The organism is Mycolicibacter arupensis (genome assembly GCF_002086515.1).
Classification (GTDB): Bacteria; Actinomycetota; Actinomycetes; order Mycobacteriales; family Mycobacteriaceae; genus Mycobacterium; species Mycobacterium arupense.
Window position 1 is genome coordinate 1 of sequence record NZ_MVHH01000032.1, and the last position, 21832, is coordinate 21832.

Sequence of the window (21832 nt, forward strand, 5' to 3'; positions counted from 1 at the left end):
CAATCAATCACATACGGCTCTAGAACAAAGTGGTCCGACTATCGGGGACCTGCCACAAGCACGAGGAAGCCGATGTTCTTGTGGTGTGGCGTCGGAAACATCTGTGCCAGCTCGCCACGCCGATGGTTGAGCATGGGGCCGAAGTAGACGTGTTCAACGTCGAACGGGCGATAACAACCTCGCCGCACCTCCTCGCCTGAGTACGCACTCACCGTCCCGCGAGCGAGGTGTTGTTTGAGGGTTGCCGACCACTTGATGCGCGTCTCGTCCGCTGCGTGTGGGTTCTGAGCTAGGTATGCGGTGACGGCTTTCTCGTCACGGCGGGTTACACCTTGGGCTTGGCAGTAGCTGTCAAAGGGTTCGAGCTGATCGTTGTAGTTGGTGACCAGGCGTGAGACGTTGGCTTTAAGTTCCTGGCGGGAGTAGTTGTACACCCAAGCATCCCGCGCCGTCTCCAGTCCGCGCGAGAGCGTGGTGAAGATAGTGACGGATCCTGGAGCAGGCTTCTTATCCCCGATCACAGGCCATGAGCCGTAGGCGTCATCGCGCTGATTCACCCAGTCGCCGTGTTCGTTCGGGGTGATGGTCTTCCAATCCACGGCGTCGAATTGGGTCTCATCTACGATCCGCAGCTTGTCCTCGCGGCTGAGGTAGTCACCAATGTCGTGGTAGAAGACGTCGCACGGCCCGCTGCGGTCGGCGCCTTTGACCCCGACGAAGACGGCGACGGTGTTGCGGCTGCCCGCGCCGAAGACCTTGCCGCCCTCCTTACGAGACAACTCACCCGCGGTGCGCTGGTTCCCTCGCAGGTTGTAGACGTAGACCGCCGAGTAGTCGTCGGCCAGGGATAGCCGGATCCCGTCGGCGGTGTTGCCGTCGATCCAGCCGCCGTTGGATACGAACCCGACAACGCCTGCATCCCCGATACGGTCAGTTGCCCAGCGGAAAGCCCGGATGTAGGAGTCGTAGAGGCTGTTCTTGTTGGTCGCGGTCGACCGCTTCGCGTAGGTGTCTTCGATCCGCCCGTCCAGCGTGGGGTATTTCACGTTGGCGTTCAGGTCATTGGCGCTGGTCTGCCCCACGGAGTACGGCGGATTCCCGACGATCACGTTGATGGGTGTCGCCAGCTGGGCTTCGATGCGGGCGTTGTTGTGCGGGAACATCAGCGAGTCCATCGAGTCATCAGCTTCGCTGATCTGGAAGGTGTCGGCCAGCACGATGCCGGGGAACGGCTCGTAGTCGTCAGTGTCGGCGGTTTTGCCCGCCAGGGCGTGGTAGGTGGTCTCGATGTTGACCGCGGCGATGTAGTAGGCCAGCAGCATGATCTCGTTGGCGTGCAGCTCGGTTGAGTATTTGCGCTTTAGGTCCTGCGCGGTGATCAGCTCCGATTGCAGCAGGCGGGTGACGAAGGTGCCGGTGCCGGTGAACCCGTCGAGGATGTGCACGCCCTCATCGGTCAGGCCGCGGCCGAAGTGCTGGCGAGACACGATGTCGGTCGCGCGGAGGATGAAGTCAACTATCTCGGTGGGGGTGTAGACGATGCCCAACGCTTCGGCCTGCTTCTTGAAACCGATGCGGAAGAACTTCTCGTAAAGCTCGGCAATGATCGCCTGCTTGCCTTCGGCGCTGCTCACTTCGGCTGCGCGACGGCGCACCGATTCGTAGAACCCTTCGAGTCGGGCGGTTTCGGCTTCCAGTCCGGTGCCGCCGAGCGTGTCGACCATCTTCTGCATGGTGCGCGACACCGGGTTGTGCGAAGCGAAGTCGTGGCCGGCGAATAGGGCATCGAATACCGGCTTGGTGATCAGATGCTGGGCGAGCATGCTCACCGCGTCGGCTTCGGTGATGGAGTCGTTGAGGTTGTCCCGCAGGCCCTGCAGGAAGTGGCCGAACGCTTCGGTGGCCGCCCCGTCCGCGCCGTCGAGGATCGCGGTGATCCGGGTGACCAGAGCTGAGGCGATGTCGGCGACGTCAGCGGCCCACTGCTCCCAGTAGGTGCGGGTGCCGACCTTGTCGACGATGCGGGCATAGATCGCCTCCTGCCACGCCGATAGCGAGAACAGGGCCATCTGCTGTGCACGATCGGCGTCCAGGTCGTCCTGGTCGCTGATGTGGTCGAGAATGGGGCCGATGTGGCCGCCGAGCAGCTTGTTGGTCCCAACACCGCCCTTCTTGTCGGTGTCATTGTTGAGGGCAATCGAGTTGACCATCGCATCGAAGCGTTCATCGTGCGACCGCAGCGCGTTGAGGACCTGCCAGACCACCTTGAACCGCTGGTTGTCGCCGAGTGCGGTCGACGGTTCGACTCCTTGGGGGACCGCGACGGGCAGGATCACGTAGCCGTAGTCCTTGTTGTCGGCTTTGCGCATCACCCGCCCGACTGACTGCACCACGTCCACGACCGAATTGCGCGGGTGCAGAAACAGCACCGCGTCCAACGCAGGAACATCGACGCCTTCGGACAGGCAGCGGGCGTTGGTGAGGATGCGGCATTCGTCTTCGGCGACAACGCCCTTCAGCCACGTCAGCTCGGCGTTGCGTTGGAGGGCGTTGAAGGTGCCGTCGACGTGGTGCACCGCGCAGGTCAAGCCGCGGTTGGTGGCCTCGACGTGTTGGCCATCGTTTTCGTGCTCATCAAGCAGTTGCTGGTAGCGGGTGACCACGATCGGGAACATCTCGGCGACCTGCTTGGAACTTTTGATGTCCCGGGCGAACGCCACTGCGCGGCGCATCGGCACTTCACCGGGAGCGAAGCCGCTGCCGTCGGGTCCGGTTCCGGCGCGTTTGGCCAATCCGTTCCAGCAGCCGACCAGTTTGGAGGCGTCATCAAGGGTCAGCTCCCCGTCGATCGCCGACAGTTGGCGTTGCAGTCCAGGTGCGATCACCGATTCGTCGATGGTCAGCACCAGCACCTTGTAGTCGGTGAGCAGGCCACGCTCCACGGCGTCGCCGAACGACAGCCGGTGAAACTCCGGGCCGTAAATTTCTTCGCTGTCCATCGTCGCCAGCTCGGCCGAATGCGCGGCGGCCTTGTCTTTCACCGCGTCGGTGAAGATGCGCGGTGTGGCCGTCATGTACAGCCGGCGCTGCGCCTTGAGGTAGTCGGCGTCGTGGATGCGCACGAAGTTCGATTCGTCATCGCCGGCCAAGGTGACGCCGGTGGTGCGGTGGGCCTCGTCGATTTTACTGAACGGGTACCCAGATTCACGCGGTCGGACATGCGGGTTTGTGTTGCGCACATGTAAGCCACATGGCGCCGATTCCCGCCTGAGCTACTCCCATGGCACCAGGAGTCATCCGCCTGGAGAACGAGCCACCGTCAAGATGTATTTCTGTGTTTGCCTGGCAGCTTCAGGCCTCCGGATTTGCTCCCAGCTGGCGTCTTCTGGCTGCTGCCCAAAGTTCAGCAGCTGCGGCATTCATCGCTTGCTCGTTGCGTTCCCAGGTCCGCTTATAGATCAGGTTGGGAACCAGCGGCGATGAGCGGCGCAAACCGTAGAGGCGCTCCTGCCACACCAGAAGATCGTCGTCGGTGAGGGCTTTGCCGCTGGCGTCGCGAACGGCACGTTCGATGTCTTCGGCCATTGAGCGCCGGTCGGTGCAGGCCTGGGCGGAGGCTCGCCATTGGTCGCTGACGTCGAGGTACGCGGGCAGCAGTGGCGCGGCTACACCTAGCAGGAACGTTGACAGTTGCAGGTCGCGGACCACGCTGACTAACACGATGACAGCTGTCCAGACCGCAAGGACGACCAGCCAGTACCGGGCGTTGAGCCTGAGAAGTCGTTCTGAATACGCCGCGTTGGCGCGCTGCGCAATCGCGACGCATGCAACGCCCGCGACCGTACGGTCCATCGGATACCAACCGTAAAGATTTTCCTGTTTAGCTCGGTCGGGCACTTGGGCGTCGGGGCCAACGAGGGTGGCAATATCTTCTGGTGCGGGTCTCGGTTCCCGCGTCGCCAGCAGCGGCATCGCGAAAACAAGGCGATCGAAATCTTCCTGTACTGCCGCTCCCTGTGCGGCCCGCTTGCTTTCCAGGGCGTTGAACACGGTGCGTGACAGGAAAATCCAGACACCCGCTACTGCAGCCACCGATACGGCGGCAACAGGAATGAACATAGCCACAAACGGAGCGGCGATCCCCATGACGCTGAGGCCAATCCACCGAAGGTAGGTCCAGTCCTTTGCCTTCGAGTACAACGAACGCTGCGCGATCAGCAGGCGTAAAGCGGCCAGGGAATCCTGCGTTGTCGCCATCGCGGCGGCCGCGGGGGCCGAATAGGCCTGACCATCAGTGTCCATCTGCCCATCATCCATAAGTGGGAAACTTTATCCCGAAGATGTTGCGCCACAGAGGGATCGCTTCGCTATGCAAGCCTTTGTAAGCTTTGTACCACGCATTGTTGGCAGTGTTCTCTGCAGCTTTCAGTTGCGCGGCGATGGCCCGTCTCTGCTCGACGCCGAGGTATCCGGAGATGTCCTGTCCGGCATGCCAGCACCAGTCAATCTCAGACTGCGCGATCTCGAACCACTGATAGACAGGCCAGCTGTAATCGCTCCACGATGTCTCGAGTTTTAGTGTGATCACTTCCAGGTGGTAGCTCTGCAATTTGACGGTCTGTCGACGATTCCAGTGCTTGAGCATCGTGATGACACGTCGGAAGCGGGGTCCTCGCGCACTGACGGCGGTGGCGATCTCGCTGCTGTACTGGGGAGGGTTGGTCGGCAGCCAGATCTCTCGTGTCATGTCCGGGATGTTGTAGCCGGTCACCTGGCCATTGTTATCGGTCAATCTGGATGCAGGAACGACATCGATGTTGGGCCAGGATTCGAAGGTCACCGTCACTGCCTGGCCGTTGCGCCTTCCTGTACCGGCCTGTCCAGTTCCCAGGGCGTTCTTGACCGCGAGCAGAACCTCTGACGGCTGGCGATCCTTGATGTGCTTGCCGTAGTGCAGGACCGCCATCACGTCGACGTCGGCGTGCTCCTTAAGTGCGGTGTACCGAGGGATCGAACCGAATGCAATCGCATCCAGGACGTCGATACCGTTGTTGCGCAATCTGCCGAGCACCCAATCGCGGCGCGCGTTAGCTGTCGCGTGATGATCTCCGGGCAGATTGACCTCGTCGTAGAAGCGTTCGAACGCCGCTTCAGTCGTCCACGCCATAACACCTCATCCTCAATGCCGCCGGCCGAGCGCCGCTCAAGGTGTGGCTGAGCTGCGGCTGCCACGCACTTTGGCGACAGCAAGAACCATAACGGTCCGCACCGACAGCGAAGGCGCGCCAGCGGGCCACAACGCAGACTTGCAACTGACTGCTCGGACAAGGTCGAGCACGCGCCGCCGGGTACTGATCGCCGCGCGGCGGCCAGCCGCCGAGTCGGCGGCGCGGTGGTGCAACTGCGCGCGGAGGCACCCGCGGCCTTGGCGTCGTGCTAGTGGTCGAAGCACCGATCCACGCCCGGCACTTCCGCGAACCATTCGCTGGTATCAAGCTGCCCGCCGAGGTATCCGTTGGAGCGGTACGGGCCCGGCTTGACGCGGTTGCAGGCTATTGAGCCTGATGCGTTCCGCAGCCAGCCGGTGAGAGCCCGCACCGGGTTGTCGTTCTCCTCAGCAAGCACCGAGACCGCAGCGGCTTCCCCGTAGGCGATCACATACGCCGTCACCATCAAGCCGGGTCGTCCATTTCGATCACGAACAGCCAGTCACCGACCCGCACCGTGTTCACACCGTCGAGACACCAGAGCTCGCCGATGCCACCGCTGGCGCTGACGACGTCGCGCATGATCCCGGCGGCACTGGTGGATAGCACGCGGGCAGGAGGCACGCGGCAACGTCGCTGCTGCTGAGCACGAACGACGGCGGCCTGTTCGCTGCCGTCGACCCGCTGCCTTACAGGCTGAAGGTCTCCCGTCAGCTCCACAGCGGTCATTCGCCCACACGCGTCATGTAATTAGGGTGGCGGCGCAGTCGGTCGCAGAACTGAACGGACAGACCATCGCGGGTCCTGGAGGAGCCTCTCTCGGACGCCTGATCCTTGCCGGTGGGCTGTTCTACCCAATGCATTTGCGAGCGCACGTCTCACACGGGCGTCGGGGTCTTGGCTAAGCGCTTTGCCGAGGTCTTCCGGAATCGCCGTCGATTCGGCCCACAGGATGGCAGCGAGACTGCGTAATGTCCAGCTGCCTTGAGCCAGCAGGCCTATGTTGTCGCCGAGCTCGGATTTGACGAGTTGTAGTGCCTTGGTGACTCTGTAATCGTCATCGCTGCCGATACCGATGAGGCGGAGTGCAGTGTCTCGTACCAGCCGTTTCTCCTCAGGTGATTCTGCCAGTCGCGCTGCTAGGTATATGGCCGCCGGCCGGCTGTCGCTCCTGTCATTGATACGCATTGAACCTAACGGACTGCTCATAGAACCGTTGAGCGCATCTGCCTGAGACGCAGGTGGATTAACCGCGAAATCTATCGCCTTGTCGAAGAATTGGCGGCGGTGTTCTTCGTCGAGATCACCCGTCAGGTTGTTTGCCGCAATAAGATAGGTGTCCCGGTTCGAGGACGGTTCCCATGGCGACGCCGCGTTCGACATGAGCATCTCGATGCACGCAATGCGTTCCTCCACCGGCAGCACGGCTGCGAGCAGCGAGTCGTTGACAGCACCCGTACCAGTTGCAATTCGATTGGGACCGTTCTTGGTTGGTTCACGTAAGCGCTGTGCCCCGGCTTGAGCCGCTTCCGGAGAAACATGGTCGGGGTCGCTGTACCCGAGCAGGGCAGCCGCCTCGTAGTGGCCACACTCGGCCATTTCCCGGAGCCGATCGCCGACCCGGTCGAGGTTGGCCACAAGGACATCCCGTGCGTTCGAAGGGAACGGGTGCGCTCCCCGCGCATACAGTCCTACGAGCTGCTCAAGTGCAGCGGTGCGAAGATCACCGCCGTGGGTGCGAGCAACACCTGCGGCAATCGCAACATGACTTTCGTCTGTGCGCCGGTAATGATTTTCCTCGACCACCACAGCGTCAGTGAGCATTTCAAGCAGCGTCCGTGCGTCGCTGGCCGGAAGTCGCACAGACAACGCCGCGAGCAGACCATACGCCGACAGATACATTTGCGGACTGAAGACCGGAGAGTCGAGGCGTGCACCCGAGACGACATCGTTGATCGCGCTGAGTGCTAGTTCGATGACGGTTTCGACCTGATCATCGGGAATGAGATCGGCTTGTTCGGTAGCGAACTGCAGCGCGGAAGCTGCCACCCACGACAGCGGGCTCTTCATCAGCTCGGTGACATCGTGGTAGACGTCGACGAATGCAACAGCAACTGCACGCGCCTCCTTGTAGTCACCTGCCCCAATTGTGTAGTAGGCAGCTAGCGGCAGATCGTCTGTAACACGGTAGATCTGGCCCAACAGACGGCGAGCTTCGCGTTCGTCGTAGAAGGCAGCCGATCTGATCCCGTCGAGAAGCTGCCGGCGCAGGTTGATCGCTGCGACTCTCAGCTCGTCGTGGTGCAACGCCGCCAACGCTTTTTCCCGCGCGTCGGCCGCACTGGTAACGATCTTTGGTCGCGAGGGCAAGTCAGACAGGGCTTGCGCCAAGGGATGCCACTTGTCTTCGTGTAGTCCGCTGTAGCGGCTTGCTACGAAACGCTGACTGTAGAGCCAATCCGCCGCATCGGCGTGTCGCTTCGCCAGGCACGCCTCACTGATGGCTTCTTGCCACTCACTATCCGCTTCCGTGGGCGCCGCCTGAAGCAGTTTGTGGCGAGCGTGCCGCGCGAGAGTCAACGCCTTGAGATCCCGCCGCATCCCCGTCCTCGCGTTGTGGATCAGGTCAGCCCATTCGCCAGTGGCGTCGGCCACGGTCAGGCGAAGCCGCACCGCCACATCAATGTGAGTGCCGGCTACCTCCGTGGCGGTCGACTCGAGCTGTTCCCGGTGCGCGGTTATCCACGCCAAGTCGTCGTTCCCAAGAGCGCGTTCGGCGGCGAAAATGACCGTACGGGCGCGATTCGCACTGTCGGTTGATCCAGTCGCTCCGGTAGGCAAGTCGATGCGCGAGGGGACCGGCGAGTGCATATGGGCTGTGACAAAGTCGGCGATCTCGAAGGCAGAGCCAAGGGCCGGAGTACGCGCTGCTTGATTTTGGATTGGCCCGAACGCGGGGAAGCCTGCAAGGTCGCGCAAGATGCCGGTTACGCGGTCGGCTCGCAGCAAGTTGCCGGTATTCTCGGCCGCCCAGAGAGCGTCCATGAGCAGGCGGATTGCCGTGTCTTCCTCTCCTGCACGGACACAAAGCTCTGCCACCGTGTTGTCGAACTCGGCTGCGTGGCCGGGGAACCCCGCTGCAATTAATCGGTTCTGGATGTCGCGGTAGAGCACGAGCGCGCCGGCAGGATCGTCGGCAGATATGCTCTTGGCCCCGTCGAGCAGTCCCTGCGCATCAGTGCTTGCGAGGGGCCCGAGCAAGACTGCGTCCGCGGTGGCCACGGCATCAGGGCCTGGGATCTCGACGGGGGCAAGTACATGTGGGACACAGAACCGTTCGGCTGCCCCTGGGCCGAAGTACTTGATGACGATCTCTGGTTTGTCGCGCAACATCTCCAAGATCCGTGATTGGTCCCAGATATCGATCTCTAAAGGATGGTGTTGCTCGTTGAGGGCAGTCTTGCGTTCAACGACAGCCCGGTCGTCTGTTTTGCAGCTGACGCCGATCACCAGTCGGACAAGGGTAAACGGCAGGGTTGACCGCGTGTACTTGTCGACCGCCTTGTTCAGATCAGCGACCGTGAACTGCTGGTGCCGTTTGGACTGAATACCCTCCGCGCTTCCGTGGGCATTGGTGCCAACGATGTCCAAGCCCTTCTGTTCTTGGCCTCTTTTCCCGAAGTAGCTTAGGGAACGCAACCCGAGCTCGTGCCTCCCGAGATCCAGCAGAAGCCGCTCGAAATCTTCCCAATCCATTGAGTCCGTGGGAAGGAGTTCCAGCTGGGGATCAAGCACCGGCTCAGTGATCCTGCCGGGCCCCTGACGGACCGGGTCGTCGATCGATATCGCGGCCAGTTCTACGTCTTGTTGGTCCAAGACGTCGGCGACCTGTTCGGTATTCACCTGGCCGGCACCGCCGCCGATGTCGGCCTGACGCATCCACTTCCTTAACGTCGATGGGTGCACCCCGAAATCGCCTGCGATCCTCCCGATCGTCACCCCTTCCCCACGGTGGCGAGCCGTCCGTACGACGTGGTCGCGAAACTCCTTCGGATACGACCTTGCCATGGTGATATTTTCCCCGCCTATTCTGGACAACAATGTCTCCGCCGAGATGCAAGCCAGCACGGATCCCGAGGATTCATTGCACCGAGATATCCCCGAACTCAGAGGTGACGACCTGGTAGAACCACTTGGCGATGTCGGCCATCAGGTGTGACCGACCTGGTGCATTGGTGAAGAAGTAGTCGCTCATTTTGTCGTGCGCACCTTGGTTGTCGGCGACCGCACCCGTAACCGCATCGTCAAAGTCGGGCGACTCGACAAACTGCTTGGCGGAGTTGACCTTCGCCTGCTGGACGAGCGCATGATCTTCGAGCAGCGTCCGCAGTAACGCTTCGAGGAACGAAACCTTCTGCGAATCAGTGAAGTCCTCGGACCCGAACAGGTCGTTGAGACGGTCGAGGACCTGCTGGAAGGCGACCATCTTCGGGTCGCGCTTCTCGCCTGATCCGGCCGCCGTCACGCCGGACAGTCCGACCCGCACGCCGAGCCCGATGTCGACTCGGCCACGGTCGATCTGTTTGACCTTCTTGAGCACCACGTCGGAGAGGTCGATGGGGGCGGTGTAGTTGTCGGGCTGGATCACTCGGTCGAGGTTGCGCAGATAGATTTGCTTCTTCTCCAGCGCGGGGTCGCCGTAGTCGATGATCTGGGACATGAAGTCGTACAGGCGCACAAAGGATCCGACGTCCTTGCGGAACATGTCCAGCTCCGCCAGCGCCGCCTTGTCGCCCTGCCCGCCGTTGTCCATCAACGCCGCCTGGTAGCGCGCGGCAAAGAGCTTCTTGCCGGGGTCAATCGCGGCGGCGAGCGCGTGGTGGCCAAGTCCCTTCACCTCGGCCGCGGCGCACTGGTCGATCTCGGCTTGGGTGTAGATGCCGAACGTGTCGAGCTTCGCCGACAGGTCGTGCACCAGATTCGGATCTGTGGCCGTCTCTAGAAACGCGTCGGTGTAGTACGGCTCGAACGCCTCGCGGATCGCCTCCGGTTCGTTGACGAAGTCCACGACTTGCGTATCTGCGGCAGTCTTCGGTGTCCCCGACGGGGTGCGGTAGGTGCGGTTGAGCCGCGACAGGGTCTGCACCGCAGTGACCCCGGACAGGATCCGGTCGACGTACATCGCGCACAGCAGCGGCTGATCGAACCCGGTCTGGAACTTGTTAGCGACGATCATCACTTTGTACTGGTCCCCCCGGAACGACGTCCGCAGGTCATGCACCCCGGGGTTCATGCTGGCTTCGGTGAAGTCACCCGGCCCGGATTCGGGGTCCGTCACCGCCCCAGAGAACGCGACCAAAGTGCCGTAGTCATACCCGTTCTTGGCGATGTAGGCGTCGATCGCAAGCTTGTAGCGGACGGCGGCCTTGCGGGAGTCGGTGACCACCATCGCCTTGGCGTGCCCGTCGAGAAGTCCGGCGACGTTCTCCCGGAAGTGCTCGACGATGATCGCGGCCTTCTGTGCGATGGTCTGGGGGTTGAGCTTGACCCAGCGCATGACCTCCTTGGTGGCCTTGGCCTGGTCCACCTCGTCCTCGCCGGCGACGTTCTTTCCGACCTGGAACGCCAGCTTGAAGGAGTGGTAACCGGTCAGCACGTCGAGGATGTAGCCCTCCTCGATGGCCTGGCGCATCGTGTAGACGTGGAAGGGCACCGGCAGTTCGCCGGGGGCCGGCTCGCGGCCGAACATCTCCAGGGTCTTGGCCTTCGGGGTGGCGGTGAACGCGAAGTAGGAGATGTTGGCCGAGTCGGCGCGCTCGGTGGCCTCCGCCGCCAGCACCGCCTCGACGTCGATCTCCCCGCCTTCTTCGATCTCCTTGATCTCCTCGGCGGTCAGCACCGCTTTCAGCTTGGCGGCGACCTCCCCGGATTGCGAGGAGTGCGCCTCGTCTGCGATGACGGCGAATGTCTTGCCCTTGAGCCCCTTGTTGTTCCGAATCTCCTTCATTGCGAACGGGAACGTCTGGATGGTGACGACGATGATCAGCTTCCCGTCGATCAGCGCCTTGGCCAGCAGCCCCGACTTCGACTTCACCTCGGCGGACTTCGCCGCCTCGGCGCGGTCAACCGCGACGACGATGCCCGCGTCGTTGTCGATCTGCTTGATCGCGTCCTGCAACTGGGCGTCGAGCACATTGCGGTCGGTCACGACAATGACCGAGTCGAACACCTTGTGGTTGCCGACCTGCAACCGCGCCATCCGGTGCGCCGTCCAGGCGATCGAATCGGTCTTGCCCGAACCCGCCGAATGCTGGATCAGATACCGCTTACCGATCCCCTCGGCGGTGACCGCCCCGGTAAGTTCGGTGACCGCCTCCCACTGATGAAACCGCGGGAACCGCAGCGACGACCACTTGCTCGCCCTGCCGCTGATCGGATCGGTGCTCGACTCGTGCTTGATGTACATCAGCCGGCCCAGGATGTTCAGCCACGCGTCACGCTGCAGCACCCGCTCCCACAAATAGGCGGTGCGCGGCCCGAGCGGATTGAGCAGGTTGCCTTTGCCGCCGTCCTCCGCGCCGCGGTTGAACGGCAGGAAATGCGTTGTCTCCCCAGCGAGTTTGGTGGTCATCCACACCTCGTCGTCGGACACCGCGAAATGCACCAAGGCGCGGGCGCCTGAGACGAACAGCGGCTGCACCACCCCGGAGGCGGAATCCTTCGGCAGGCGGGACGTCCTGTACTGGGTGATCGCATCGAAGACGGTCTGGGTGAATTCCGTCTTGAGCTCCACAGTGGCCACCGGCAGCCCATTGACGAAGAACACCAGATCCACCGACCGCTGATCGGCGGTGGAGAAGTGCACCTGCCGCATCACCCGAACCCGCACCGCTGCGTAGTCGGCGTTACGTTTCTCGTTCAAGGTCGACTCGGGTTTGAAGACGCACATCTGGAGCTTGGCGGACAGGTGCGAGAATCCCTTGCGCAGCACGTTGAGGGTGCCGCCGCCATTGTCCAGCGGGGTGTCGAGGACCTTCGCGATCCGGTCCAGCAACTGCGACTGCTGCTTGACGACGTCACCGGAGCCGGCCTTGACCACCTTCGCCAGCTGCTCGGTTTGAGTGTCGGCCAACCAGCCCAGCACGTCCTCGGGGAACAGGGCGCGTTCGCGGTCATAGCCGGTGTCATCGGAGGAGTAGAGCCAGCCGTGCGCCGCCAGGTGCTCAGCGAACTCCTGCTCGAACGCGATCTCCCTGTGCTGTTCCATGTGTCAGGCCACCTCCCGCACGTCGATCTGCCCGGTGACAGCGGCGGTGATGAGCGCTGCTCGGCGCTCCTGGGCGAGTTCGATGAAGTTCTCGGTCTCGGTGATCAAAGTGTCGATCTCATCAAAAACGCGACGAATGCGTGCGACTTCATCGGCCTGCATCCCTGGATCGGGGACATCCAGCTGGATGTCGCATAAATCGCGCACGTTGATGCGCGGCGTGCGGGCAGCCCCAAGTTCTGCGCTGCCGATTCCCTTGATACGGCAGGCCATCTCACTAACGAAGCGACCGGTCTTCATCGCAGCTGCCAGCCACTCACCGTTGACTTGAGGCACTGCGCGCAGCACTGCGTAGTCAGGGCTCACGATCCCATCTTCCGGTGCGAGTCCGAGTGCCCCCTGGAAGGCCCTCATTCGGTTGATAACGAGGTCCCCCCTTCTGCAGACCTTGTAATTGGACAGGTCGGCTGCACGGGCTTCATCCGCGGTTACCTCGTCCCGACGACGAACCCCCCAATCAATCGAAACGGACATCAATGGGAGATCCTCTGGCACTTCGTTGGCTCGAATGTCGAGTTCCTCTAGAAACCACTTCAAGCGCTGACTGGTTCCAACCCGTGCACCCAGCTCGGTGTCTGCCGCAGCCTGTCGCCGCTCTCGCAGCATCTCGACGAGCCGCTGCTGCTCCTGGATGAGCGTGTCTATCCGGGCCGTCTCGCGGTCCAGGTAGTCGGCGATCGCTCGCTGCACATCGACCGGTGGAAGCAGAATCGGCAACAGCTTGTATTCGTCATTGTCGATCTCGACCTGCCCGATCCGGACGCCGCGCGACTTCAATGCATAGGCGTGCGTGTAGGGAGCCGATCGAAACAACCAGTTCAGGTATCGGTGATCTTCGCGATGCCGGGGTGCGAAACAGATGTAGTGGCCCGACACGATGCCTCTCAGCGGCGAGATCCCGACCGATCCCTGCCAGGCTTTCATCCGGTTGGTGACCAACCATCCGGGGTGGACGAGCTGGTAGATGCTGCGGTTCTCAGCGGTCTGGTTCAAATTTCGTCGAGAGTCTTTGGCAACAACCCCGTAGTCACGGAATACCGACAGCATCTGTTCACTGGGGTGGTCGACGTCTTTGATTCGCTCAAACATCGACCACAGCGGCCGCAATGTCCAGCCGGGTTTCAGAGGAGGCAGCCACTCGACGTCGTGAGCGATCTCTATAGTCGCGGTGCTCACCCCTCCACCTCCCGTAGCAGGTCTAGGATTTTGGCGACCTGCTTCTCCAGGTCGGCGTCGATCTCGGCGAGCGGCCGAGGCGGGACATACTTGTAAAACTGCCGGGTGAAGGGGATTTCGTATCCGACTTTGGTTTTCTTGGCGTCGATCCAGGCGTCAGGGAGGTACGGGAGCACCTCGGCCTCGAAGTAGGCTTTGATCGTCGCTGCCCGCCCGGCATCGCCGCCGGTGTTGCCGCCGTAGTTGAACGGGACGTTTTCGGTGTCACGCCGCTTCGCATCCGGTTTCGGGTTGCCCTTACGGTCGGTTACCGGATTGCCGTCGTCGTCGAGCAGCGGCCGTTCGACGGTGATCGTCCAGTAGGCGAAGTCGCTGGCGGTAAACACCTTCGAGAAGTCGGGGTCTGCCTCATCGAAGCCGTCATAGAGGCTCAGGATGCGGTCACGCGCTGTGTCGTCGACCTCGCGGCCCTTGGCGCCGAGGTTCTTGCGCATCTTCGTCCAGAACGAGGTGGCATCGATCAGCTGCACCTTGCCGACACGCTCGGGGCGTTTGGTGTTGTCGAGGAGCCAAATGTAGGTGGCAATGCCGGTGTTGAAGAACATGTTCGTTGGCAGCGCGACGATCGCCTCCACCAGATCCGATTCCAGCAGCCACTGCCGGATCCTGGACGGCCCGGACTCCGCGGCACCGTTGAACAGCGGCGAACCGTTGAGGACGATGCCAGCCCGGCCGCCGCCTTCGTATCCGGGACGCATCTTGTGGGCGAGGTGGGACAGGAACAGCATTTGCCCGTCACCGGCTGAGGGTAAACCGTGGGAGAACCGGGAGCCCTGGGTGAGCGCCTCCTTCTTGACGGCCTCTTCCGAGGCTCGCCAGTCAAAACCGTACGGGGGATTGGACATACAGAAGTCGAAGGTGCGGTCGAAGAACTGGTCGTCGGCCAGTGTGTCACCCAGGCGGATGTTGCCGGCGTCTTGGCCTTTGGCGAGCATGTCGGACTTGCAGATGGCATACGACTGGTCGTTGATCTCTTGGCCGTAGAGCCGCAGCCGGGCATCCGGGTTGCGTTCCAGCAGTCGTTCCTCGGCGACCGACAGCATACCGCCGGTGCCGGCCGTGGGGTCGTAGATCGCGCGGACGGTGCCGGGTTCCAGAAGTGCCTTGTTGTCCTCAGCAAACAGCAGATCGACCATGAGCCGGATCGCATCCCGCGGGGTGTAATGTTCGCCGGCCTCCTCGTTGGAGGCCTCGGCGAATTTGTAGATCAGATACTCGAACAGGTCGCCCATCTCAGCGTTGGGCACCGTGTCGGGATGCAGGTCGACCTCGGCGAACTTCGATGTCACCAGGTACAGCCGGTTCTTCTCGTCCAGGGTGGCGAGCTCGTTTTCGAACTTGAACCGCTCGAAGACATCGATATTGGCCGAGAACCCGGTGATGAAGTCCATCAGGTTCGCCCGCAGCCCTTCGGGGTCCTCCAAAAGACGGTCGAAATCGAAGGGGCTCGTGTTGTAGAACGACAACCCCGTCCTGCGCTTGACCCGCACGTCGAGCGCCCCACCGTCGTATTTGGTGGCGAGCTCCTGCACCTCGTCGCGGGTGGGTTCGAGGATGCAGTCCAGGCGGCGCAGGATAGTGAACGGCAAGATCACCCCGCCGTACTGGTGGGGCTTGTACACGCCGCGCAGCTGGTCGGCGATGCCCCACACAAAGTTGCCTAGCTTGCTCAAACCGGATCTCCCTTCGACCGTCCTACGGGACGGGTTCTATTTGACGCCGGTGAGGAGCTTGTCGGCTTCTCTCTGGCGCAGATTTCGGACATTCGACCGAGACGCTTCGAGCCGTCGCTCCGCTTCAGAACGAGCGAGGCGTTCTTCGGCCAGAACAGCACGCAACGCTTCGTTCTGCTGTCGCAGCTGTTCCCGGTCGTCTTCGACCCATGTCCCATCGGGGTCGCGGAGCTGTCCGAGCAGGTCCGCCACCGTTCGCGATAGCGAGCTGTTCTTCTCCCGGATGGTGCGCAGTTGCTGCTCGGCGAACAACGCCCGCTCGCGCCAATTGGCTTCGTCGACCGCATCAGATGTAGGCGCGTCTTTCAGTGGCGATGCCTTGATTCGGGCCTCTGCTTGCGCGATCAGTTTCCGGGCATCCTTGTTCTGGTACAGGAAGGTTCGTGAACAGCCTGCCAGTGCAGCGAGATGAGACTTGTCGACCTCAGTCACCTTCTGTTTGAGGAGGCGCTTGAGGGCTCGTTCGACGCTGGCCAGCTTCGCCTGGGAGTCCTTCTTGCGAGCGTCGATCGCCGCAAGGGGTGGTCCTGATTTCGTCATGCAGCCCCTTCGCCATCTTCTTCGATCGGCGCGACGTCGGTATCGTGGTCGGTCACGGTGGACCGTTCGGTGAGGTCGATGAGGTCTGATGCCCGCCAGCCGTGGTTCCAGATCGGGTCGAAGAAGTCCTGGTACGGGTTGCGCAAGTCGACGTTCTTGGCCTGCTCCATCAGGCCTAAGGTCGAGAGCGCCCTCTCCAGGCCGGCGATGGCCAGCGACGAGCTTCGGAAGAGGCTGTAAACATAGGTGCGTGAGGAGTCATCGGGTGCGTTCTCCGCGTAGGTTGCCCACCGTTCCTCCTGGCGTTTCCAGTAGGCGTAGTCCGCACCGGTCAGGACGAAGTCTTCGCATTCCGTACAGCGTCGTCCCCGAGGGCATTCGGCACCGCCGACGACTGGTTTGAAGGTGCAGAGGCCGCCCTCGGTCGGAAGTGCGGCTATGTCAATCAGTTTGGAGTGAATGGCGGATTGGTTCGACGAATCCGGCGTCCGCACGAGTTCGCCTGGTTTGCTGCTGCCGGGTCCCTTCACCCAGATTTGCTGCAAGTAGGGTTCGATCTTGGACGACGAGATGAGCGTGTAGTGCTCCGACATCCGTTCGGAGACGTGGCCGAGGATCTGCTTCACAACGACCATGGGTGCGCCGGCCTCAACGAGGCGAGTTGCGAGGGTGTGTCGGGCCTGGTGGCTTACGTGCCCAGGTAGCTCGATCTCTTCAAGCCATCGCTTGAAGCGTTCGTGGAAGGTCGCCATAGCTATCGCGTTCAAAAAGTGTGGGTTCCGCATGGTGCTGGGGAACAGCGCGATCTTCTGCATCGTCTTCCCGGTGGGAACGACCCCGTGTTTGAGCCGATATCTCTCCGCAGTTTTCTTCTGGCGTTCTCGGATTACCCGGAACACATCGTCGGGTATCAGGACGCCGTAGTCGAGCTGGTTCACCTTCGTCATGTCGAACCATGCGTATTTGCGGCCCAGGTGCTCGCTCACGCAGTCGTAGCGGAGGTTGACCACTTCGCCGATCCTTCGCCCTACCCGGATCTGAATGAACCAGATGTCCTCAATGCCAAGGTTATTGGGGTCTTTGGCGGCAAGAAGTCTCATGTTCGCTGGCGAGATAAGGTGTTCGAAGGCGTCATCACTCAACGGCCTGGGGCGTTTTGAGTACTGCGTCTTCCCTTCGGGAAAGGCGCACATGAAATCCCTAGGCAAACCGATGGTGTCCGCGACACCGCTCTCCAGCGCGAAGCGCATGAGTCGCCTGAGCCCGTTGAATGTTAGAGACTTGCTGAGTTCTGTTGCAGTACTTGGCTGGCCATCTTTGCGGAAGAGGCCGAGTTGGGGCTCCCCGTTCTGCGCGCGGCGAGTTTGATCGGCAACAAAGGCCCGACTGATGTCCTCGGTGAGCTGGGCGGGGTCTGCGCCGCCATCCGGGATCGACCATTCCAGAAAGGCGCTGAGGGTGACCGAGCAGCGCCTGAGCTGCTCCACAGGTCCGGCCGTTCGAGGGCGATCTGGGGAGTCGAAGATCGTCGCGATCAAATCCCAGGTGAGCGTGCGCAGCCAATCCTGCGTCACGGCCCTGAGGTCGAACGGCGATCGACGATCGCTGAGACGAAAACCCCAATGTAGCGGGTCGATGTAGCCCAACTCGCGGCTTTCCACTCGGGTGACGTGCACCGGTGAGCACAAGCCTTGCATGACCGCGATCATCATGTCGCAGACTCCGGTGTACTTCGGCCAACGTTTCAGACGGTTCATCTTGCCCTGTCCAGGCGCTCGTCTGGCGGTGTCGATTTCCATGATCGACACGACACCTTTTTCTTCGAGGCCAGCAATCAGCGACCTCAACCATTTCGGACTCCACCTGATTGGCCGTGGTGACGTCGCGTTAGCGTAGAGCGCATATCGGATTTCGGCCGCGGCAAGTGACGGTAAACCAGCTAGGGAAACGGTGCCGGTGCGCGACATGTTGATGTGAGCGGGGGGCTTCAACGGGATGGCGTGTTCTCGCCAATCCGTTTCTGGTATCCCGTTTTTCTCGGCGGCGAGTAGCTCGTCGAGGTGTCTCATGCAGAAGTCTCTACCGCCTGCCGCCGACCGTTCGCAGCCCGGGATATCGCACAGATACCCGTAGTTCGGATGGCGCCCGTCGAACTTGATAGGTTCCGCGCGCAAGTATGCGTCGAAATGATCTGCCGCAATGAGCTCTTCGAACCGCTGCAACGGCGAAAGTTTCATGAAAGCGTCGACCGTCGAGACGCGCAGCAACCGCACGGTCGCCGGCGCAACGGGCCCTGGGTCGTCGTATGCGAGGTTGCTACTGTCGCTCATAAGTCGTTCCGGCTCCAGACGCGCTCCAAGGACTTGCTGACGAGATCACTGGCTGCGAGGTGGAGGTAGGTTTCCTCCACGGTCTTCGCGCTGGACCAACCACCCGCCTTCGCGGTGAGTGCGGGTATGCCGCTGGCCTCGGTCAAAGCTGTCGCCCACGTGTGGCGGAACGAGTGCGGGCGCACCTTCCCCGCCCCTGCCCGTCTTCCGGCCCGCGCCAACATCTGCCGCACCCCGTGGGTCGACAGCGGCGTGCCAATCTGGTTCTGCAACTGCACAAGTACGAGATTGCTCGTCGCTAATCCGCGCACTTGAAAGTATTCGTCGGTCAGGTATTCCAAGTACGTCTCGATCATGGCCGGACTTGCGTAGCGGACGCTGCCGCCGCGCACGACACCATCTTCCAGGCGGGCCGGCCGACCGCGTTTGGCCCGCGCCCGATTCGGGTTCGAACGCTTGATGACGTGAAAATGAGCGAGCCGCTCCTCGCCGCATTCATGGTTAGCCCGCAAGTGCAGATCAGCATGCTGTAACCCACAGAGTTCTCCGACTCGGACGCCGGAGTCATTCAGCCACGTCACGATCATGCGATCACGGGCAGTGTTGACACAATCCATCAGCGCAGCCGTTACCCCGTCGGGCATGAGGCGAGGATGACGTCGCGGAGGCGACTGCGGCGCAAGCGGATTGACCGGCGCGTCCCGGGCGGATACGTGGGCAAGGAACTGCCTATCCTTCAGGGCGCGGGTGGGTAGCCTGGTCGCGGTGAGCTGCGTCTTCAACTCCTCATTGATCGCCTCGCGCGACGTGACATCGAGGTAGTAGCCCTTGAGGACCGCCGCGCGGACTTGCAGTGCAGACGCACTGAGTGGTGCATCCAGCCACGGAGTCCCCAAAGGCCCAGCCTGCTCGGCACCGCACAGCGCCATGTATCGACGCAGTTCATCAACACCCACTGATTCCTCGGACGCGTTGACTGCTTTCAGCCATCGCAGGTGATCGACAAGGTGGTAGGCGTAGGTGCGCTGGGTTCCCTCGGAGAAGGTCCTCAGCCAGCGGTCACTGCGGGTGTGGATCTTGGCGGTGCTGACGTCGAATATCGAGAAGCTCTGGGACTGGTCCTTATGGTTCGCGGCTTGCACGAAGTAGTCCAGCGTTCCCGAGTGCACCCGCACCCCCAACCGAGTCGTTGTCCGGTCACCCATTCCAGGTGTCGTGAACAGTACCGGCGAGCTGTACGACACAGCCGCATTTGAGCGTGTTCCCGTACGTGTCGCACAGCGTCAGGGTGAGAGGAAAAGTCGCAGATCACCAGGTCGAACTCATCGACCCCGAGCTTCTGCGCCTCCGCCACCACCGACAGGGACTGGTAGGTGGAGAACACCACCGTCAGACCCTTGGCACGCTTGCGGTGCGCCATCTCATCGGCAAGGCGCTGTGGATCGGTGGTGACCGGGATGGGTACGTCGTGGACGTTGTAGTCCTCGACGGTGCGCGAGACCTTGGTGTCCGAGCAGACCGCGAAGGCCCGCAAGTCCAGCTCGGTTTGAGCAGTCCAAGCTCGCAGCGTCTGGCTCAGCAGGGAGATCGACGGAACCAGGAAGAGGATGCGCGCCGCGCCGCCATTGTCGGTGGCGGTGCGTTCAGCGATCTTGAGTGCGGTGAAGGTCTTGCCGGTGCCGCAGGCCATGATCAACTTGCCGCGCTCGTTGCCGGCGGCGAACCCGCGGAACACCGCGTCGATGGCCTGTTCCTGATGCGGTCGCGGCTGGTGTTTCAGCGCCGGCGATAGGTCAACGTGCAGGTCACCGGCGGGCCAGGCGATGTCCCAGTCGATCGGCGATTCGGCGATCTCGGCCATCCCGATGCGCTGCACCGGTTTGGTCTGATCATCCAAGGCGGCCTCGGCGTTCTTGCCCCACCGGTCGGTGGTGGAGATGATCACCCGGTTGGTGAACGCGGTCTTGCCCGATGCGGTGAAAAATGAGTCGATATCACCCTTGGCCAGGGTGTGGGTGGGCTCGTAGAACTTGCACTGAATCGCCGTGTAATCGCCGGTGTCGCGTTCGCGGGCCACCAGGTCGATCCCGGTGTCGGCTTTGCCTGCGCGGCCGGGCCAGTCGACCCAGCGCCATACCGCGTCGTACTGCTGGGCCAGCATCGGGTCCAACTCGAAGTAGCGCACCATCAGCTGCTCGAACTTCGTGCCACGCTCGGAGTTCGACGGCGCCTTGCGGAACGCCTCGATCACCTCGTGAATGGAACCCATGCCTGCGCCTTCAGCTGTCGATAGTTGCGTCTACAGACCTTAGGCAATCGCCCGAGGCCACCTTGCTCGATCACGTCGGATCGGCGGCAAGACCCTCGGCCTGGGGAACCAGTCGGCATGGCGTGGAGTATCCGCGGTGGGGGTGACAGGGCCAGCGGGTAGCTGTCGTTGCCGAGCGACGGAGCGACTGTGGTTGCCGTACCCTGCGATGCCTACCAGGTCGCCCGCAATGACGACGCGGGCTAGCGTTGGGTTATGCCGGTACCCACGGAGCAGAAGGTGACCGCGCTCAGCCGTGACTTCGGCTCGCGGCGTCTCGCGGAGCTACTTGGGGTGGACGCCGCACAGGTCGCGCGGTGGCAGGACGGCGATGCAATCGATGGGGTCAACGCGGAGCGGGTGGACCTTCTCGAAGTCGTTATGGCCCACCTGTTGCAGCTGCATTCGATCGAGAACGCTCAGCGCTGGCTCGTCGGGCTGAACCCCAACCTTGGTGACCGTCGGCCTGCGGATCTCATCCGACGGCGGCGGACCCGCGAAGTGCTCGATGCGATTGCCAATGAGCGGGCCGGGAGTTTCGCCTGAGGCCCGTGGCGTTTTGCCTGCGTCATCGGCGTCATGTGGCGACCTGTGCGCTATTCCTGGCGCCTCCGCGCGGTCGCAACGGTACTCCGTAGGTTTTCGCCCATCGGGCCATGGTGGTGGTGCTGACGCCGCGTTCGCGGGCGAGATCCGGTAGTGGGCGTTCACGGGTGACGGACTTCCGAATGCACTTGGCGGTAAGCGGTCCGTGAGGCGGCGGGCTCGTCTAGTCAACCTGGCCGGGGGCAGTCCCCGGATACCGCGCTGAGGCCGCGTCGATCGTGATCGTGAGTCGTTGGCCGCAGGCACGAGCAAGTCGTTCGAGCAGCTCGAACGTAGGGGTACGGACGCCGGATTCGATGGCGGTAATCGCTGACTGGGTGACGCCCATCTTGCGGGCCAGTTCGACTTGAGTTAGTCCGGCGGCTTCGCGTGCACGGTAGGCGGTTTCGGCCAACTCGATTACCACGCTGGCGGTCGCGTAGGCCTCATCGAAAACGGCCCGATCCTCGGGGGTGAGATCAGCCAGAACCTGCGCGCGACGGTCGGTATAGCTGCTCATCGATTTACTCCTGTCCTGCTCGCAGCGTAGGACGCGGCATTCGGTG

13 protein-coding genes and 2 pseudogenes are annotated in these 21832 nt (G+C 62.2%); 1 reads left to right on the plus strand and 14 read right to left on the minus strand.

Going from position 1 to position 21832, the window contains the following annotated elements; translation table 11 throughout:
* Positions 1-65 precede the first annotated feature (65 nt).
* The 13 genes and pseudogenes from BST15_RS14515 to BST15_RS14570 all read right to left on the minus strand — a co-directional run.
* Positions 66-3179: pseudogene (locus BST15_RS14515) on the minus strand (type ISP restriction/modification enzyme); the annotation flags it as partial.
* Positions 3180-3351: 172 nt separating this feature from the next.
* Positions 3352-4302: an S-4TM family putative pore-forming effector gene (locus BST15_RS14520; protein WP_046188590.1), complete on the minus strand. Its 951-nt coding sequence runs from the start codon at positions 4300-4302 to the stop codon at positions 3352-3354.
* 7 nt (positions 4303-4309) lie between these two features.
* Positions 4310-5167 carry a nucleotidyltransferase domain-containing protein gene (locus BST15_RS14525; protein ID WP_046188572.1) on the minus strand — a complete coding sequence of 286 codons (858 nt, stop codon included), beginning with the start codon at positions 5165-5167 and terminating at the stop codon, positions 4310-4312.
* Between the two features lie 269 nt (positions 5168-5436).
* The gene (locus tag BST15_RS14530) at positions 5437-5673 is read right to left on the minus strand and encodes a hypothetical protein (RefSeq protein ID WP_046188571.1); all 237 of its coding nucleotides are present in this window, start codon (positions 5671-5673) and stop codon (positions 5437-5439) included.
* Complete coding sequence (locus tag BST15_RS21795) at positions 5673-5936, minus strand: hypothetical protein (RefSeq protein ID WP_131701182.1); 264 nt, start codon at positions 5934-5936, stop codon at positions 5673-5675. Before BST15_RS21795 ends, BST15_RS14530 begins: the two co-directional genes overlap by 1 nt.
* A gap of 21 nt (positions 5937-5957) precedes the next feature.
* On the minus strand, positions 5958-9275 hold the full coding sequence (locus BST15_RS14535; protein ID WP_046188589.1) for a transposase: 3318 nt from the start codon (positions 9273-9275) through the stop codon (positions 5958-5960).
* A gap of 73 nt (positions 9276-9348) precedes the next feature.
* Entirely contained in the window at positions 9349-12474 is a 3126-nt protein-coding gene (locus tag BST15_RS14540) for a type I restriction endonuclease subunit R (RefSeq protein WP_046188570.1), read from the minus strand.
* A 3-nt stretch (positions 12475-12477) separates the two neighbouring features.
* Positions 12478-13710, minus strand: a complete 1233-nt coding sequence (locus BST15_RS14545; RefSeq protein ID WP_052751396.1) for a restriction endonuclease subunit S — start codon at positions 13708-13710, stop codon at positions 12478-12480.
* Positions 13707-15443: a type I restriction-modification system subunit M gene (locus BST15_RS14550; RefSeq protein ID WP_046188569.1), complete on the minus strand. Its 1737-nt coding sequence runs from the start codon at positions 15441-15443 to the stop codon at positions 13707-13709. The genes BST15_RS14545 and BST15_RS14550 overlap by 4 nt, the downstream gene beginning before the upstream one ends.
* A gap of 36 nt (positions 15444-15479) precedes the next feature.
* On the minus strand, positions 15480-16043 hold the full coding sequence (locus BST15_RS14555) for a DUF6262 family protein (RefSeq protein ID WP_046188568.1): 564 nt from the start codon (positions 16041-16043) through the stop codon (positions 15480-15482).
* Positions 16040-18373 (minus strand): tyrosine-type recombinase/integrase, encoded by a 2334-nt coding sequence (locus tag BST15_RS14560; RefSeq protein WP_052751395.1) that lies wholly within the window; start codon positions 18371-18373, stop codon positions 16040-16042. The genes BST15_RS14555 and BST15_RS14560 overlap by 4 nt, the downstream gene beginning before the upstream one ends.
* Positions 18370-19515 (minus strand): tyrosine-type recombinase/integrase, encoded by a 1146-nt coding sequence (locus tag BST15_RS14565; protein ID WP_234708241.1) that lies wholly within the window; start codon positions 19513-19515, stop codon positions 18370-18372. Before BST15_RS14565 ends, BST15_RS14560 begins: the two co-directional genes overlap by 4 nt.
* Before the next feature lie 158 nt (positions 19516-19673).
* Positions 19674-20642 (minus strand): annotated as a pseudogene (locus BST15_RS14570) (restriction endonuclease); the annotation flags it as partial.
* Between the two features lie 255 nt (positions 20643-20897).
* Between BST15_RS14570 and BST15_RS14575 the strand changes: the two are divergent.
* Positions 20898-21227 carry an antitoxin Xre/MbcA/ParS toxin-binding domain-containing protein gene (locus tag BST15_RS14575; protein ID WP_046188566.1) on the plus strand — a complete coding sequence of 110 codons (330 nt, stop codon included), beginning with the start codon at positions 20898-20900 and terminating at the stop codon, positions 21225-21227.
* Positions 21228-21450: 223 nt separating this feature from the next.
* On the opposite strand, the gene BST15_RS14580 is transcribed toward BST15_RS14575, so the two are convergent.
* Positions 21451-21786, minus strand: a complete 336-nt coding sequence (locus tag BST15_RS14580) for a helix-turn-helix domain-containing protein (RefSeq protein ID WP_046188565.1) — start codon at positions 21784-21786, stop codon at positions 21451-21453.
* Between the last annotated feature and the right edge of the window lie 46 nt (positions 21787-21832).

Bases quoted from the DNA above. Each gene is read 5' to 3' on its own strand.
- BST15_RS14520 (WP_046188590.1), bottom strand. From the start codon at position 4,302: ATGGACACTGATGGTCAGGCCTATTCGGCCCCCGCGGCCGCCGCGATG.
- BST15_RS14525 (WP_046188572.1), bottom strand. From the start codon at position 5,167: ATGGCGTGGACGACTGAAGCGGCGTTCGAACGCTTCTACGACGAGGTC.
- BST15_RS14530 (WP_046188571.1), bottom strand. From the start codon at position 5,673: ATGGTGACGGCGTATGTGATCGCCTACGGGGAAGCCGCTGCGGTCTCG.
- BST15_RS21795 (WP_131701182.1), bottom strand. From the start codon at position 5,936: ATGACCGCTGTGGAGCTGACGGGAGACCTTCAGCCTGTAAGGCAGCGG.
- BST15_RS14535 (WP_046188589.1), bottom strand. From the start codon at position 9,275: ATGGCAAGGTCGTATCCGAAGGAGTTTCGCGACCACGTCGTACGGACG.
- BST15_RS14540 (WP_046188570.1), bottom strand. From the start codon at position 12,474: ATGGAACAGCACAGGGAGATCGCGTTCGAGCAGGAGTTCGCTGAGCAC.
- BST15_RS14555 (WP_046188568.1), bottom strand. From the start codon at position 16,043: ATGACGAAATCAGGACCACCCCTTGCGGCGATCGACGCTCGCAAGAAG.
- BST15_RS14560 (WP_052751395.1), bottom strand. From the start codon at position 18,373: ATGAGCGACAGTAGCAACCTCGCATACGACGACCCAGGGCCCGTTGCG.
- BST15_RS14575 (WP_046188566.1), top strand. From the start codon at position 20,898: ATGCCGGTACCCACGGAGCAGAAGGTGACCGCGCTCAGCCGTGACTTC.
- BST15_RS14580 (WP_046188565.1), bottom strand. From the start codon at position 21,786: ATGAGCAGCTATACCGACCGTCGCGCGCAGGTTCTGGCTGATCTCACC.